The organism is Neobacillus sp. S1115, from assembly GCF_055385565.1.
The window spans coordinates 1,301,979-1,318,272 of record NZ_AP038275.1 but is presented as its reverse complement, the minus strand read 5'-3'; the positions used below and the strand labels follow the sequence as shown (position 1 = coordinate 1,318,272).

Below are 16,294 nucleotides of genomic sequence, written 5' to 3'. Positions count from 1 at the left end.
GACCAAAAAGACCAAAAAGACCATTATCACCTAAAATATTAAAATTTCAAATTATCAATTAATATGAAAACAGGGAGAAATGAAAACGTTATCAAACAAAGGGGGTAAATGGAATGAAAATTAATTTTCGCAATTTAACGGTTCAAGTTATTATCGGTATTATTCTAGGTATTGCAGTCGGGTTTCTGTTTCCAGAGTTTGGGGCAAAGCTAAAGGTTCTAGCAGATATCTTTATTAAACTAATAAAAATGGTCATCGCACCAATCATCTTCTTTACCATCGTCATCGGTATTGGAAATATGGGAGATTTAAAGAAGGTTGGCCGTATTGGCGGTAAGGCACTGCTTTATTTTGAAATTGTCACTACGTTCGCATTAGCAATTGGGATACTAGTTGTATCCATCATAAAGCCCGGACATGGCTTTAACACCAAAGGCGCTGAAGGAGCGGACGTAACGCAGTATACAAAGGCTGCTGCGGAATCAAGCCATGGCTTGATGGACTTCTTCATGGGAATTGTTCCTGATAACGCCCTTGCAGCACTTTCTGGAGGAGAACTGCTGCCTGTTCTGTTTTTTGCCGTATTATTCGGAATTGCAGCTGCTTCTTTGGGGGAAAAAGCAGCACCAGTGATCTCATTTTTTGAAAAAGTATCAGAGATCTTCTTCTCAATTGTTAATATCGTTATGAAGTTTTCACCAATCGCAGCATTCGGTGCGATGGCCTTTACAATTGGTAACTTTGGAATCGGCTCACTTCTTTCTTTAGGAAAATTGATGGGCTCCGTTTATCTTACAATGTTCCTTTTCATTGTTTTCATTCTAGGTACGATTGCGAAATTCTATAACTTTAATATCTTTAGTTTCTTAAAATACATTAAAGATGAAATCCTGCTTGTGTTAGGTACATCTTCTTCGGAATCAGCTCTTCCTAAAATGATGGAAAAGCTTGAGAAATTTGGCTGTTCTAAGTCAGTAGTAGGTCTGGTTGTTCCAACTGGTTATTCATTTAATCTTGATGGTACCTCCATCTATCTTTCAATGGCAGCGGTCTTTATCGCTCAAGCCTATGGAGTAGAATTAACTATTTGGCAGCTATTAACCTTACTTGGCGTATTAATGCTTACTTCAAAAGGTGCTGCAGGCGTTACCGGATCTGGATTCATTACATTAGCCGCTACGTTAGCTGCCTTCCCAATGATTCCTGTTGAAGGAATGGCGCTTATCCTAGGTGTAGACCGATTCATGTCTGAAGCGCGTGCGATTACCAACTTAATTGGTAACGGTGTAGCAACGGTTGTAATTTCAAAAACTGAAGGAGAATTTAAAGCAAGCAGCGCACCTGCGGCTAAAACAAAAACTTCTATTGCTTCTTAATAATACGTATAAAAAAAGGGCTGGCTCCACTGAGTCAGTCCTTTTTTGCATCTTCCCAAATGTCATAAATTCATAACATATCTAACAATAGTAAAGTGGATAATCATATTATAATAAAAATATAAAGGAAAGCGATTTCAAACATCTCATAGGTTTCAATAACTTTTTCTAATAGAAAGGAGTTCTTAGTTATGAACTACCTAGAAGTAAAGGAAAAATTAGAAGCTTCAAAACATAATTTAGAGAAAAGTTTGGAGAATCTTCAACTATCAAAGGAGGAAAAAGAAACTCTTCTTCATTCCATTGATAACTACAACTACATTATTGAATTAACCGATATGAATCATTACGCCCGAGGGTAACATCCTCATCTATAAATCTTAATGATAGTTCAAAAGCAACTGCCATGACGGTTAGTTACTTTTTTTATTAATTTTCTTTTCCTTCGGTACTAATTTCACCACTTTATACCCAGGCTTTAATTTAACCCTTCTTGTTTCCTTATCTGTTTTAAGTTGATAAATCGTATATTTACGCGGCTGATGTTCAACCAGATCAATCTTTTGGATGGATTCGTTTTTATAATATTTCCGTATTTTCTTTTCCTGCTTCTCTTGTTTTTCTCCATAAAACACATCATATAAAAAAATGAATACATACACGAAAATGGCGCCGACTACTAGCGTATAAAGAAGTGAAGACAAAATTGACACATGTGACATCCTTTCTTAATTAGCGGAAATAAAATATATTTTATCGTTTCTTCCGGCCGCTTTCCATTTTTTCTACAATTGTTCTTAGCTTGTTCATTTTTTATTCATATTCATTCTGTACCATAGATTTTATAAATGAAAACTCGCGATTGGCGAGTCCGTTTGGACGAAGACAGAGGCGTAGTTGAATTTATGCGTTAAGAAAGTATAAAGCTTTCGACAGAAAGTTTATACTTCTTACTAGCTAAAAATTTAGGAGTGAAATAATTGAAAAAATGGATTCTTTCAGGATTTATGGTTGGCGCTTTGGCTTTGGCAGGCTGCAGCAGCAGCTCCATCATGAAATCCGACGCAGGAAACATCTCTCAGGATGAATTATATCAAGCGATGAAAGACAAATATGGAACACAAACACTTCAGCAGCTTGCAGTGGAAAAAGTGTTGGCAAAAAACTATACCGTTTCTAAGTCTGAAGTGGACGCCCAAGTGAATAAAACAAAGGAGCAAATAGGTGATTCATTTCTATCCACCCTTCAGCAATATGGCTTTAAAGACGAAGACGACTACCGAAACTCTGTAAAACTAAATCTTCTGGAACAAAAGGCAGTGTTTAAAACCCTTAAGGTAACGGATAAAGAACTGAAGCAGGCATACGATGATTACAAACCGGAAATTCATGCCCGGCATATTTTAGTGAGCGATGAAGCAAAAGCAAATGAAATTGCAGCGAAACTCAAGTCTGGAGCTAAGTTTGAAGATTTAGCGAAGGAATCAGAGGATACCGCCACTGCCTCCAAAGGCGGCGACCTTGGCTGGTTTGGCACCGGCGTCATGGATCCTGATTTTGAAAAAGCAGCCTATGCTTTAGAAAAGGATCAAATCAGTGACCCAATCAAATCCTCCTACGGATACCATATCATCCAGGTAACTGATAAAAAGGAGAAAAAATCATACGAGGAAATGAAAAAAACCCTTACCGAACAGGTAAAGCAATCAAAAGTCACACAGGATCAGATTGTTAAAGTGTTAAAAGACGAGTTCAAAAAGGCAGATGTCAGCATTTCTGATAAAGATTTAAAAGCTGCTGCGGAGTTTTCTGCAACAGCTGTTCAATAAGAATTTTCCATAGAAAAAAGCCGAGAAAATGCTCTCGGCTTTTGCTTTTTTGGTTGAGGTTATGATTTAAATAGGGCATTTCATCAAAAAATCCTGCATGGCCTGAATTTTTAGTTTTCTTCTATTTCTCTACGATTTTTTTTAAACAACTTAGAAAGCACTTCATACACAATTGGAACAACGATTAAGGTTAATAGCGTTGAACTTGCTAAGCCGCCGATAACAGTAATGGCAAGACCTTTCGAGATTAATCCTCCGCCACCTTCACCAAGTGCCAATGGGATTAACGCGCCAATGGTAGCAATAGCGGTCATAAGGATTGGACGAAGACGTGTCGCTCCGGCCTCCAAAACGGCTTTCCTCATACTCAAGCCATCGCGTTCCATATGAATAATCCGGTCCACCAAAACGATGGCGTTCGTAACAACGATACCAATCAGCATCAACAGCCCCATCATGACCGAAACGGAAATGGTTTCCCCAGCAATTAACAAACCTACCAAGGAACCAATCACTGCAAATGGCAGTGAGAATAGGATGGCAAACGGCGCAACACCTTCACGAAAAGTAACAACAAGGATGAAGTAGACGATTGCAATCGCTGCTGCCATGGCCGCTCCTAGCTGGGTAAAGGTTTCCGTCATATCTGCTTGGACACCGGCAACGCCAACTGTCACTCCCTTAGGGAGATCCAATTTATCTATTTCTTTCCCCACCTTAGAGGTTACTTTCGAAAGGTCTTTGCCTTTGATTGTTGCTGAAACGGTTGCATAGTATTCACCTTTACTGCGCGCCAATGTATTCATCGTGGTCCCCTTCTTGACAGTCACTAACTCAGAGAGCGGCACATTTGCCCCTACTGCCGTCGGTACCTGTTTAGAAAGCATCTCATCGATAGATTCCGGCTGGGTCGTTTGGGCCTGCTGAACGATGACGTCTAAAGCTTTCCCGTTTTTGTCAACAGTTGTTAATACATCCTTCGTTTTCTGCGGATTTAACATCATCACAAGCTGGCCAGTTGTTAGCCCATACTTTAGAAGATGAGCTTGTTCAACTCGGAAGGTATACTCAATATAAGCATCCTCGGCAGTTGAAGTCACATCTTTTAAATCTTTATGTTTCTTCAGAACTGATTCGACTTTTTTTACTGAATCATTCAGTTTATTTAAATTTTCACTGTAGAACGTATAGCTGACTTCATTGGTCGATCCCGACATGGATGAGAAGTTCTGGCTTTTCCATGTTCCCGATTGGCCAAGACCTGTTACATACTTTTCGATCTTCTCCTTAACGGATGGGAAGTTCTGCGTATCCGGATCAAAAATCAGATACATTAATCCCCCTTTTGATCCGCCGCCCATCATAGCCCGCTGCGGGTCGCCTTCTTCGGTAATGGAGATTTGAACAATATCAATATCTTTACGTTTCAGCATTTTTTCTTCGACCGCTTTAACATTTTCCAATGTCTGCTCGTGAAGTTCGCCGGCTTTTGGTGTGTAGGATAAGTATATGACCTTATCTTCTTCGCTGCCCATGAAGCTGAAACCAATTAGTGGCGTTAATGCTAAGCTGCCGGCTAATAACAGTACAGCCAAAACAGAAGCGATGACTTTGTGGTTAAGTGCTTTTTCCAAAAACCACTTATACCATTCGGCAAGCTCCCCGGCATCTTTATGACGGATGGCCGTCTTCTCGCTGTATAATTTTTTCCTGAATAAGAAATGCGAAAGAGCCGGTACGATGGTAATAGCCACGAGCAATGAAGCTCCCAGTGAAAATGCCATCGTTAAGGCAAATGGTGTGAACAATTCACCAACCATACCACCTACGAAAATCAACGGTGCAAAAACGGCGACCGTTACCAATGTCGAGGACATAATTGGTTTGAACATTTCAATGGTCGCTTCACGGACCAAGGCGCGCCCTGTTAACATCTCTTCCTTTAAATGCAGGCGCCGGTAAATATTTTCCACGACTACTATGGAGTCATCGATCACCCGGCCGATCGCAACTGTTACTGCCCCAAGTGTCATGATATTTAAAGTGATATCCATCCAGTTCAGAATCAGCAGGGCCATTAGAATCGACACTGGAATTGAGACGATAGAAATAATCGTCGATTTAAAATCACGCAAGAATAATAGAATGATTAGAACTGCGATCAAACCGCCAAACACGGCCTTTTCTACCATCGTGTTTACAGATTCCTGAATAGGTTTCCCTTGGTCAAGCGTTACATCAATCGTAAGTCCATCATATTTCGCTTTTTCATCTTTTATTAATTTCTTTACCTTGTTTACAACATCTACGGTATTTGCCTGCTGGGCTTTGACAACTTGAATCGCAATCGCATCTTTGCCGTTTGTTCGGGAAATCGATTGCACCTTACCGATTGTCTTAACCTCAGCAATATCGCCAAGTTTCACAACCGGTGCTGGATTGGATGCTGATGGTGTAACAGGGATCAGCATATTGTTTAGTTCATCCACCGTCATGAACTTTCCGTCAATTGCAACAGCCTGCTCGCCTTCCTTAAACTGGTAAAGACCTAAGGAAACAGCCATGTTGCTCGCTTGAATCATTTGTTTTACTTTATCTTCTGTTAAACCTAACTCAGCCAATTTAGCCTTATTGTACGTAAGGTCTACTTCGTCAATATGCTGACCAGTAATGGTTGCAGATGCAACACCATCCAGTTTCTCAATTTTAGGAACCAAGCTTTCCTCAACGGTTGATGTAAGCTCAACAATATCCTCTTTTGAACTGCTGACACTTAGCGCAACGACAGGCATCATGTTCATGCTGATCGCTGTGGTCGTTGGTTTCTGCGCCCCTTCCGGCATTTTCAAGGAATCCAATGCCGATTTTAATTCACGCTTTGCCTCATCCATATCGATACCATACTCGTATTCCACCTGGATGCTCGCCATATTTGAATAGGAATTGGAATAAACGGCTTTAACGTGATCAAGGCCCTCCGCCGCTTTTTCAATTGGCATGGAGATGTCCTTCATAACCCGTTCTGGGGTGGCACCAGGATAAACATCCGTTACCATTAAGTACGGAATGGAAATATCGGGAATCATCTCGGTTTTCATTCGCATCCCCGAATAAATACCAGATACCGTAATGATGATAGTCAACAACCAAACTGCTAATTTATTTCTTAAGACAAAATTGACTAACCCTTTCACTATTACACCTGCCCTAAATTGACTTAATGAACTCAATTCCTTATAATAATGACCAATCAGTCATTTGTCAATTAAAGACCATAGGAGCGAGGTCAATAGATGATCAAAAAACAATTAATTATGGAAAAAGCGCTGGAGCTTTTTGCAGAGCAGGGGTTTGAGGCCACTTCGGTACAGCAAATTACAGAGCATTGCGGTATATCTAAAGGAGCTTTTTACCTGTCTTTTAAGTCAAAGGACGAATTGATTATTGCTTTAATCGACCAGTTTATGATGCAGGTTGTTACGGACATTGACCGCATAGTCAGAGATACTAACGATGAGCAGCTTTTATATGAATTTTATTATTCAATTTATCAGTCTTTTCACAAGCATTCTGACTTTGCCAAGGTACTCATGAAGGAGCAGTCGCAAACACTGAATAAAGAGCTCATTCAAAAAATGAGATCTTATGACAAATTATTAGAGGACACTATCCTTTCGATGATTGAACGTTTATACGGGGGCAGAGTCCAAGAGATAAAATATGACTTAATGTATTCGATAAAAAGCTTTATGAATATGTATTCTCATTTATTTGTATTCTACAGCATTCCAGTAGATTTGATGTTACTGGCTGACTCCCTTGTGGAAAAAACAAATTTGCTGGCTAACAACGCCACCGTCCCATTTGTTTCTATGGAGCTTCACCACATGATGGAGCCCATGAATGAAGAAATAACGAAGGAACAAATCCTAGACACTCTTGAACAAAAAATCGCAGAAATAGAAGAGCCAATTGAGAAAGAATCGTTGATTCTGTTAAAGCAACAGCTTTTAGAACCGGCCTTCAGTCAGGCAATTGTGAAGGGGCTGCTAGAGAATATTCGGAATCATCCACATTGTAAATGGATCTCCTATTTGCTTCGCCGGTATTATAAAGTTTAAATTAAAGCCATCCATAAAAAAAAGCCGAGATTACTCTCTCGACTTTTTTTATGTCGCTGGATGACAAGTCTTTCATTTCTTCGCGCCATCAATCCTGAGAATCTAGCTGTACGATCATTCCAGTTTGAATAGATTCATAACAAGCCTGAATAGCCCTTGTGTTATTAATTGAATTTTCTGCGGTGTAGGATGGTTCACCATCCTCTAAAATGACGTTTGAAATATGTTCGACCTCTAATTTATAAATATCGCCGGTAATTTTTTCTTCTCTTTTAACGAATTCCTTCTGAACAATGACTAGGCCTTCCCCGCCTTGATGGTCTGGGCGGAATGCTCGTGGGACTTGAATTTTTCCTTCCGTTCCGATGATTTCATACTCAGCTCTAAATGTCATATCAAAGCTGCAATCAAAATAACCAGTCATTCCGTTTGCTAGTTTCATGTAGACAAATGCTGAGGTATCCACCTCATGGTCCGGGTCAATGTTGGCATGAACATGGACTTCGACAGGTTCTGTTTGCAATACATTACGAATCGCATGTACACAGTAGCAGCCCACATCATAAATACTTCCGCCGCCTTTTTGCTTATCCATTTTGATATTCCCTTCCCGCTGGGCAAGTAAAAATGAAAAGCTAGCACGCATGTATTTCACTTCACCGATTTCACCGGAGGCAATAATTTCCCGGACCCGTTCATGCTGCGGATGAAACTGATACATAAAGGCTTCCATAAATTTCACATTTTTCTTCCGGCAAAACTCCGCCATTTCCCTTGTTTCATCAGGAGTCATCGACGCTGGCTTTTCGCAAAGAACGTGCTTGCCATGCTTTGCCGCTTCCATCGTCCATTGTTTATGTAAATGATTAGGCAGTGGAATATAGACAGCATCTATCTCGGGGTCTTGAAGAAGTTCCTCGTAGCTGCCGTAGCATTTGGGAATGTTAAACTTCGCCGCTACTTCCTCCGCTTTTCCACTACCACTGGCGATAGCCGCCACTTCCGCATTTTGCGCTCGGCCAAATGCAGGGATTAACTCTCTTTGGGCAATTTTTGCAGTACTTAAAATACCCCAACGAACCTTTTTCATTTGATATCATCCTTTTGTTTTAATCATTATCAATCTTTGGACCGAATAACCGTAATACTCTAAAAGGTTCCTCACCGAGGTTTTGCACCGTAAAGCCTGAAGCTTTTGCAGGGATAAAAAATTGGTCCCCTCTTTTCATTTCCTGACTTGATCCTTCATACATGAACTTAGCCTTACCAGACAAAACAAATAATCCGGAAAACACCCCGGTACCGATGACTTCTTCCTTATTCTGCACCTCCATTAAAGACATTCGAAAGTATGGTGTTGAACTGTACCCAATAAGCTCTGTCTCTTTATTGCCATTAGATTCTTTCAGCACTGATGGCGATACCTTCCATTTATTCAGCGTCTCTTCTCTTGAATAAGTATCATAATTGAAAACATCAAACATTTTTTCAAATCCTAATCCTTGATGACACATGAAATCATCTATTTTGAAGCCGGAAGGTGAAGTTTTTTCAATTCGAATAGTATAATCAGTTGGTTCCTGAATTTCCACTAATAAGCATCCAGAACCAATTGCATGAGGGGTTCCTCCCTCAATAATAAAGGTTTCTCCCGGATTTACATAAAATTTGTGCATACACTCAAGCATTCCCTGAATGTCCTGATCAAAAAACAGTTTTTCCCATTGTTCTCTTGTCACCCCTGGTTTAAACCCAAGGTAGACATACGGAGGTTCCCCGTCGATTTCTCTGCCGCCTAAAATGTGCCAGCTTTCAGTTTTTCCATAGGCTGATTGGAATATTTCCTTTGCTCTTTCACGGTCTGGGTGCACCTGAACCGTTAATCGTTCTGCAGAATCAATAATCTTCACTAATACACCCGTTTGATTGCCAAACTTCTGCACATGACTTTTCCCTAAAAACTCTTCAGGTTGTTGATCAATTAAGGTCTTTAAGGCAATTTCTTTATTAGGAAGGGCCAATTTGCTTAAACCCTCATCCTTTATGTGTTCCCTACCGACATTTCGGGCAGTAACAACAGACATAATCCATTCTTCGGGAAAATGACTATCAATGGAATCTTCTATACCATACAACTCATCAATTAATTTTCCTCCTAGGTAGGTGCGCCATGCACGTGTAGAGGATAACTTAAGTGGATTAAACGCTTCTTGTTTCATGGTGTTATTTTCCAAGTTAACCGTATCCCTTCTTATTAAATTAGACACCTGAGTAGGCCATAAACCCGCCATCAACTGGAACTGTAATCCCTGTTACAAAGCCGGAATATTCTTCATCTACAAGCCATAATAAAGTTCCTAGCAAATCCCTCGGTTCTCCGAAACGTTTCATCGGGGTGTGAGTGATGATTTTTTTCGTCCTTGGAGTATGTGAACCATCTTCATTTAATAACAGATTCCGATTCTGTGTCGTCAGGAAAAAACCTGGAGCAATGGCATTCACCCTTAGACCTGTCTCAGCAAAATGGACAGCCATCCACATCGTGTAGTTGTTGATGGCGGACTTAGCAGCACTGTAGGCCGGAACCTTAGTCATTGGTGAGTAGGAGCTCATCGATGATATATTGATAATCACTGGTGAATCCTGTTTAAGCAGTTCCTTTCCAAAAACCTGACAGGCTGCAAATGTGCCCGTGAAATTGCTCGAGAACACCTTATTAAATCCAGTTTCTTCTAAATCAAAAAACGATTTTTCACAAGGACCATCTTTAAAAGTTTCTACATCGGTTATCGCATCAGGATGGTTCCCGCCTGCTCCATTTATTAAAATGTCAACCGCCCCGAAAGTGTCTATAACCGCATCCTTCGCACGTTCCAAGGAAGAGCGGTCAAGAATATCGGCAGCAACGGCAATAGCGCGTCCACCTGCATTATTTATCTCTACCGCTACCGCTTCCCCCTTTTCTAAGGTTCTGTTGATAATCGCTACGTTAACTCCCTGGCGTGCCAGTTCCCGTGCCATTTCAGAGCAAAGCACTCCGCTTCCTCCAGTAATGACTGCGGTTTTTCCCTGTAAATTATTATGTAAAGGCAGCATTTATTTTTCCTCCTGTTTCACCGTTTGATAGGCATCCCATAATCCAAGCAGGTGCATAATCCCAAGGGCCCGGTCGTATAACCCATAACCTGGACGGCATTTTTCGCCCCAAATATGTCTTCCGTGGTCCGGCCGGACATAACCGTCGTACTGGCTGTCGGATAATACTTTTACAACCCCTTTAACATCAAGTGAGCCATCTGAAGATAAATGAGACGTCTCAATAAAATCGCCATTTTCAAAAATTTTAATGTTGCGGATATGCGTAAATGGCGAAAATTCCGCATATTGAGCAGCAAGTTCAACCACATTATTTTCCGGGTTTGAACCAAGCGAACCAGTACAAAAGGTTATTCCGTTAGATTTTGAATCTGAAATTTTTCGGAGTCTTTCAAAACTCTCTTTCCCAGTTATAATCCTAGGTAAGCCGAAGATGGACCATGGCGGATCATCCGGGTGGATCGCCATTTTAATGCCAGCCTCTTCCGCGACAGGAAGGATCTCTTGTAAAAAGTAACCGAGATTTTCCCATAAATCTTCCTCTGTCACTTCTCGGTATGCGGCAAATAACTCTTTTATTCTGCCAATTTTCTCAGGTTCCCAGCCAGGGAGAGTCATTTCTGAGTAATTAGAAAAGGTTGCAATAAGCTCCACTGGGTCGCGGTTCTCGACCTTTTCTTTTTCATAGAACATGGATGTTGATCCATCCGGCAACGCCCGAAACAGCTCGGAACGAGTCCAGTCGAAGATGGGCATGAAATTATAGCAAATCACTTTCACGCCAAATACACCTAAATTACGTATCGTTTGTTTGTAATTTTCGATATATCGGTTGCGCTCAGCGTTTCCAAGTTTGATAGATTCGTGAATATTTACGCTTTCAACCACGTCCGTATGAAAGCCAAAGGCCCTTATATAATTGATTTCCGCCTCAATTTCTTCCTTCTCCCAAACCGCGCCGACTTCCTTATGATGAAGCCCCCATACAATTCCTTTTACACCTGGAATTTGCTTAACATGCTCCAGCTGGACCGAATCATTCCCCCGGCCAAACCACCGAAATGTGATATTCATCTTTTTTCCTCCATTAATTATACATATGTAATTCATTACCAGGAATTTTCTGCAAGTTTATTAGATAAAGGATGCCAAATAATCGGCATCCTTGTCTATTCAAATTATTCGTATGATTTATTCCGGAATATTGGTATATTGCTTAATGTTTACCAAATACCATATCCGGAATAAATAGGACTAAATCAGGGAAGAATACCATAATTGCTACTACTGCACAAATTGTAATGTAGAATGGAATGGCTTCCTTCGCTGTTTCCTGCGGAGAACATCCCATAATTTGTGAGACAGTAAATAATGAAACCCCCATTGGCGGTGTCATGATTCCAAATGTAGTTACAGTCATCATTACCAGTCCAAAGTGGACGGGGTCAATTCCAACACTGGTAACGATTGGAACAAAAATTGGTGTAAGCAATAACGCAATAACTGTTGTTTCAACAAACATACCAGCTGCAATTAAGATAAGGATGATGATTCCAAATAAGGCATAATGACTTTGGGTAATTCCGGCGATTAATTCAGATAAGCTGTGCGTTACGTTATCATAAACTATACCGTATCCAAACATACCGGAAACTGAAATTATCAGCATAATCGCACCAATATCAATCGCACTTTCTTGAACTGTTTCCCAGAATTTTTTCCAATTCATATCTTTGTAGATGACCATTCCTACGAAAATGGCATATACACAGGCAAAAGCTCCTGATTCCGAAGGGGTAAATATCCCATATCTAATTCCGATAATTAAAATAATCGGGAATAACAATGCCCAGATACCATCTTTAATCGCAATGAAAACTTCTTTTAAACTAGGAAATTTTTCCCTTTCAGGCATATACTTTCTTTTTCTGCTTGTTAAAGAAACAGCAATCATAAGGGCGATCATCATCATAAGTCCCGGCATAATTCCACCAGCAAATAGCCGGCCGATGGAAACTTCACCAATAGAGCCATAAATGATTAAACCCATACTCGGAGGAATTGTAGCAGTTATTAAAGATGCGACTCCATTGATGGCCGCTCCGTAACCTCTGGAGTATCCTTTTCTCACCATATCTGGGCCTAAAACCCTTGATTGCATGGCTGCATCCGCAACCGCAGAACCCGAGACGCCGCCCATTAATGTAGCCAACACAACACTGATTTGGGCAAGATTCCCATACATATGTCCTGTTAAAACATCTGCCAACTTAATAAGCCTTTTCGTAATTCCCGTACTGTTCATTAAGTGCCCTGCAAAAATAAAGAGCGGAATCGCAAGCATCGTAAATGATTGCGAAGTCGTCAAGGTCCTTTGAACCGCGATAGAAAGGGGAACCTCAGGAGTATTCAGGAAAAACGTCAATCCTGCTATACCAATCGCGAAGGCTACTGGCATTCCAAAGAATAATAAGAACAAAAATACACCTAATACTATTAACATACGCTCCCCCCTACCAGTTCTCTTTTTTCAAAGCTTTGAATACTTTGATACTTGTGCTGATAATCATTAACAGTGAACCAATTGGCACACTGATGGTTGCCCAGGAATAACTGATTCCCAATGTTTGAAACAGCCTACTGGTACTTTCAATAGCCAGAGGGATACCATGCCATAATAGAAAGAATAAAAATAGTATGATTACGATGTTCCAAAAAATATAAATATATTTCTGTACTTTCTTTGAAAATTTATTTAACAATAAATCCATATTTACTAGTTCGGTATTTCTAAGTGCCATATCGGCACCTAGAAATACGACCCAGGCAAATAATAACATCGATAAATCTACTGCCCAATTCAATGGGTATTTTATTGTTCTAAATATAGCGGAAATAAAGACTAGGAACGTGATTGCAACTAAAAAGCTTTTAACCAGAGTCTCTTCTATTTTGCAAAAATACCCATAAATTTTTTTCATATCATTACCTCATAAACTATTCTTTGCCAATTTCTTTAAAGATTTTATCTCTCGTTTCTTTTAGTCCTAAAACATCATAAGCCTTTTCAGCAGCCTTTTTAAATGCGGCTACATCTGGCTCTACAATTGTCATGCCTTCATCTTTTAATTTCTTTTCATAGTCTTCTTGCAAGTTTGCAATTTCTTTTGCATTTTCTTCGGCAACTGCAGCTGTTTCATCTAATAGAAGCTTTTGCAAATCTTCCGGTAAAGTCTTAAACCATTTCTCACCGACGATAATTCCGTTAATTAATTGGAAGTGACCTGTCTTATCCACATATTTTACAACTTCATACATTCTGGATGGGTACGTTGAGGTATACTGAGCTTCTGCACCATCAATGGCACCTTGCTGCACAGCGGAATATGCTTCACCCCAAGGCATTGAGATTGGAGTTGCTCCCATAGCTTTGATTGATTCCTGCCAAACTGGTGAACCAGGAGTACGGATTCTAAGTCCTTTTAGGTCTTCTGGCTTTTTAACTGGTTCGTTTGTAAGGAAATGTCTTGGTCCATCATACCAGTTGAAGGAGAGAACTCTGACTCCATGTTCTTCAGCTAAGGCTTTCTCCCAAGTTTTAAAAGTTTTGCTTTGTGTAATCTTCAAAACATCTTCATAGTTATCAGCTAGATATGGTGCACCGATAATACCCATTTCTTTCACATAAAGCCCCATGCGGCTACCATCTGTAAGAACGGCTACGTTAACGCCTTGTTCAGCTTGCTCAATTACATCATCATCAGAACCAAGCTGTGCACTTGGATAAACTTCCATCTTTAATCTACCATCAGATTTCTTTTCTAATCTTTTGGATAATTCATAGAATCCTTTTACGATAGGTGATGTTTCTGCCTGCTGTGTTGACATCTTTAAAGTATAAACCTTGCTATCTTTTTTGCCTGAACCTTCAGAAGATCCAGAGGTGCTATTGCTGCATCCTACGGCCCCAATAGCAAGCAATAACACTAGGACAATACCGAATAATTTCTTCATACTTTTCCCCCACATATGTATTTTTTTCTTTACTGAAAGGCAATCCAGTATACTAAACTTTCAGTCTATTGGAATCGTTTCCAGTTACACTATTATCCTAGCATACCCATTTTTACCAAATCAATAGTTAATTTACTCAACAAACAAAATTTCAGAATTTATTTAGCACCTTTCGAATTTTACATAAAAAAAATAACATTTGTAATAATTTTACATGTATTATTATGGTAATTACTGGTTGCCTTTCTCTTTTTAACAAATGATATATCGATCTCTTTTTTACAAAAGTTCCCTTTCTCCAACATCACATTATAGAGTCCTCCATTTGAGAATAGTTTTCTAAAATAGAGTTCAACCGGGTCTGTGGAGAAACTTTCCCGTTTTCAATTGTCTAATACTAGAAAATCGCAACAGAAAAAGAATATGGAGAAGCAGCAAACTAACAACCTAATAGGTAAAGGCAGCTGACAAACGAAAAAAGATACGGCAAAAAAGCGCTCAGATTAACTCTAAGCGCTTTTCTCCAAATTTTCACCATTGTTATTGTATACTACTTTTGCAATACTCTAGACGCACTTGAGAATTTGGACGGATCATAAGATGCAATTTTCACCACATCACCTGTTTGCGGCGCATGAATATACTGTCCTCCGCCAATATAAATACCAACATGATAAGCGGGGTTACCCCTAAATACAAGATCACCCGGCTGCACTTGGCTTGGTGAGATTCTTGTTCCAACATTCTGCTGGTCACGTGAGACCCTTGGTAGACTAATCCCAACTGCATTCCTAAACACGTATGAAGTAAATCCAGAACAATCAAATCCGCTTGGCGTTGAACCGCCCCAAACGTAAGGAACGCCTAAGAATTGTTTTGCATAAGAAATAACCTTATTTGCCGCATCAGGGTCAGATGGGCTGGCAGCGGCAACCGTTGGCGCTGGCGCTGGGTTTGAAGCAGTTTTGACGGAAGGCTGCTGCACTTGCGCCGGCTGTTGCGGCTGGGCCAAGCGCGCTTGACGCTCTGCCTCTTCCCTTGCTGCTATTTGAGCCTGACGCTCAGCCTCTTGTTGAGCAGCGAATTGGTCCTGTTGATCTTGTAATTGGGTTTGAGCTGCCGCCAATGCCTGCCCAACTGCAGCTTTATCTTCTTCAATCTGTTTCTGTTCAGCAGCTAATGCTACCTGGCTCTTATTTAAATTAGCTAACTCATTTTGCAGTTTATCTTCTGCATTTGTTAATGCTTGTTGTTTTTCCTTTAACCCGTTCAGTTTGTCCGTGTCATTTTGAATAATTTGCGAAATCGCTGAAAAGCGTGTTAAAAACTCAGATAGATTATTAGATGAAAGCAAAACCTCTGCGTAAGCGGCGACGGAGATTTTACCCTCTGCCTGAATGCTTTTTAACCGCTCAGAGTATGCCTGTTTGTAAGCTTCCAAGTCATTTTTTGCTTTTTCAATTTCAACCTTGGATTTTTCGATTTCCCCTTGTTGAATTTGAATTTGGTCGTTCAAATTTTGACTTTTCTCTATCGCTAAGTTAATTCGGTTATCTAATTGTTGAACTTGTGTTTCAAGGTCATCGACATGCCCTTGAGTCGCATTAATTTGGCTTTGTGTAACATTTCCTGGTTCTGCAAAAGCAGGTGTTGCTTGTATCAAAGATGCGAGGACGACAGCCGATACTGTATATGTAAATAGTTTTTTTATCATCACAAATCTCCTCTAGCTTCCTAGTATTATTTCAAATTCTTAATCTATTATTAGTTTATATTCCCATTAGACTAAAAACAATGAAACTGTCGGATTTGTAATGTAATTGTAATTTTATGTAGAAAAATATGACAAAAATTTCGA

General features: G+C 40.0%; 14 protein-coding genes. 4 read left to right on the top strand and 10 right to left on the bottom strand.

All coding sequences use genetic code 11. The features are described 5' to 3' along the window. Positions 1-113 precede the first annotated feature (113 nt). Both ACZ5B7_RS06395 and ACZ5B7_RS06390 read left to right on the top strand, forming a co-directional pair. Positions 114-1,376: a dicarboxylate/amino acid:cation symporter gene (locus ACZ5B7_RS06395; protein ID WP_464493140.1), complete on the top strand. Its 1,263-nt coding sequence runs from the start codon at positions 114-116 to the stop codon at positions 1,374-1,376. A gap of 191 nt (positions 1,377-1,567) precedes the next feature. Continuing rightward, entirely contained in the window at positions 1,568-1,738 is a 171-nt protein-coding gene (locus ACZ5B7_RS06390) for a DUF3896 family protein (protein WP_464493139.1), read from the top strand. A 51-nt stretch (positions 1,739-1,789) separates the two neighbouring features. On the opposite strand, the gene ACZ5B7_RS06385 is transcribed toward ACZ5B7_RS06390, so the two are convergent. After that, the gene (locus ACZ5B7_RS06385; RefSeq protein ID WP_464493138.1) at positions 1,790-2,089 is read right to left on the bottom strand and encodes a hypothetical protein; all 300 of its coding nucleotides are present in this window, start codon (positions 2,087-2,089) and stop codon (positions 1,790-1,792) included. Positions 2,090-2,356: 267 nt separating this feature from the next. Between ACZ5B7_RS06385 and ACZ5B7_RS06380 the strand changes: the two genes are divergently transcribed. Then, positions 2,357-3,205 (top strand): peptidylprolyl isomerase, encoded by an 849-nt coding sequence (locus ACZ5B7_RS06380; RefSeq protein WP_464493137.1) that lies wholly within the window; start codon positions 2,357-2,359, stop codon positions 3,203-3,205. A gap of 110 nt (positions 3,206-3,315) precedes the next feature. Here ACZ5B7_RS06380 and ACZ5B7_RS06375 read toward each other — a convergent pair whose 3' ends face one another. Continuing rightward, positions 3,316-6,399, bottom strand: coding sequence for an efflux RND transporter permease subunit (locus ACZ5B7_RS06375; RefSeq protein WP_464493136.1), 3,084 nt, complete (start codon positions 6,397-6,399; stop codon positions 3,316-3,318). 99 nt (positions 6,400-6,498) lie between these two features. Between ACZ5B7_RS06375 and ACZ5B7_RS06370 the strand changes: the two genes are divergently transcribed. Further along, entirely contained in the window at positions 6,499-7,326 is an 828-nt protein-coding gene (locus ACZ5B7_RS06370; RefSeq protein WP_464493135.1) for a TetR/AcrR family transcriptional regulator, read from the top strand. Between the two features lie 88 nt (positions 7,327-7,414). Here the strand turns inward: ACZ5B7_RS06370 and ACZ5B7_RS06365 are convergent, their stop codons facing one another. The 8 genes from ACZ5B7_RS06365 to ACZ5B7_RS06330 all read right to left on the bottom strand — a co-directional run bounded on the left by ACZ5B7_RS06365 (position 7,415) and on the right by ACZ5B7_RS06330 (position 16,150). Next, positions 7,415-8,416, bottom strand: a complete 1,002-nt coding sequence (locus tag ACZ5B7_RS06365; RefSeq protein ID WP_464493134.1) for a Gfo/Idh/MocA family protein — start codon at positions 8,414-8,416, stop codon at positions 7,415-7,417. 19 nt (positions 8,417-8,435) lie between these two features. Beyond that, positions 8,436-9,545, bottom strand: a complete 1,110-nt coding sequence (locus tag ACZ5B7_RS06360) for a type I phosphomannose isomerase catalytic subunit (protein ID WP_464493133.1) — start codon at positions 9,543-9,545, stop codon at positions 8,436-8,438. A gap of 40 nt (positions 9,546-9,585) precedes the next feature. Beyond that, complete coding sequence (locus ACZ5B7_RS06355) at positions 9,586-10,422, bottom strand: SDR family oxidoreductase (RefSeq protein ID WP_464493132.1); 837 nt, start codon at positions 10,420-10,422, stop codon at positions 9,586-9,588. Continuing rightward, positions 10,423-11,496 (bottom strand): mannonate dehydratase, encoded by a 1,074-nt coding sequence (uxuA, locus tag ACZ5B7_RS06350; RefSeq protein WP_464493131.1) that lies wholly within the window; start codon positions 11,494-11,496, stop codon positions 10,423-10,425. A 142-nt stretch (positions 11,497-11,638) separates the two neighbouring features. Further along, positions 11,639-12,925: a TRAP transporter large permease gene (locus ACZ5B7_RS06345; protein ID WP_464493130.1), complete on the bottom strand. Its 1,287-nt coding sequence runs from the start codon at positions 12,923-12,925 to the stop codon at positions 11,639-11,641. Positions 12,926-12,935: 10 nt separating this feature from the next. After that, positions 12,936-13,403 (bottom strand): TRAP transporter small permease, encoded by a 468-nt coding sequence (locus tag ACZ5B7_RS06340; RefSeq protein WP_464493129.1) that lies wholly within the window; start codon positions 13,401-13,403, stop codon positions 12,936-12,938. 16 nt (positions 13,404-13,419) lie between these two features. Beyond that, the gene (locus tag ACZ5B7_RS06335; protein ID WP_464493128.1) at positions 13,420-14,436 is read right to left on the bottom strand and encodes a C4-dicarboxylate TRAP transporter substrate-binding protein; all 1,017 of its coding nucleotides are present in this window, start codon (positions 14,434-14,436) and stop codon (positions 13,420-13,422) included. 550 nt (positions 14,437-14,986) lie between these two features. After that, complete coding sequence (locus ACZ5B7_RS06330; RefSeq protein WP_464493127.1) at positions 14,987-16,150, bottom strand: C40 family peptidase; 1,164 nt, start codon at positions 16,148-16,150, stop codon at positions 14,987-14,989. Positions 16,151-16,294 lie beyond the last annotated feature (144 nt).

Bases quoted from the DNA above. Each gene is read 5' to 3' on its own strand.
- ACZ5B7_RS06395 (WP_464493140.1), top strand. From the start codon at position 114: ATGAAAATTAATTTTCGCAATTTAACGGTTCAAGTTATTATCGGTATT.
- ACZ5B7_RS06390 (WP_464493139.1), top strand. From the start codon at position 1,568: ATGAACTACCTAGAAGTAAAGGAAAAATTAGAAGCTTCAAAACATAAT.
- ACZ5B7_RS06370 (WP_464493135.1), top strand. From the start codon at position 6,499: ATGATCAAAAAACAATTAATTATGGAAAAAGCGCTGGAGCTTTTTGCA.
- ACZ5B7_RS06365 (WP_464493134.1), bottom strand. From the start codon at position 8,416: ATGAAAAAGGTTCGTTGGGGTATTTTAAGTACTGCAAAAATTGCCCAA.
- ACZ5B7_RS06360 (WP_464493133.1), bottom strand. From the start codon at position 9,545: ATGAAACAAGAAGCGTTTAATCCACTTAAGTTATCCTCTACACGTGCA.
- ACZ5B7_RS06355 (WP_464493132.1), bottom strand. From the start codon at position 10,422: ATGCTGCCTTTACATAATAATTTACAGGGAAAAACCGCAGTCATTACT.
- uxuA (WP_464493131.1), bottom strand. From the start codon at position 11,496: ATGAATATCACATTTCGGTGGTTTGGCCGGGGGAATGATTCGGTCCAG.
- ACZ5B7_RS06345 (WP_464493130.1), bottom strand. From the start codon at position 12,925: ATGTTAATAGTATTAGGTGTATTTTTGTTCTTATTATTCTTTGGAATG.
- ACZ5B7_RS06340 (WP_464493129.1), bottom strand. From the start codon at position 13,403: ATGAAAAAAATTTATGGGTATTTTTGCAAAATAGAAGAGACTCTGGTT.
- ACZ5B7_RS06335 (WP_464493128.1), bottom strand. From the start codon at position 14,436: ATGAAGAAATTATTCGGTATTGTCCTAGTGTTATTGCTTGCTATTGGG.
- ACZ5B7_RS06330 (WP_464493127.1), bottom strand. From the start codon at position 16,150: ATGATAAAAAAACTATTTACATATACAGTATCGGCTGTCGTCCTCGCA.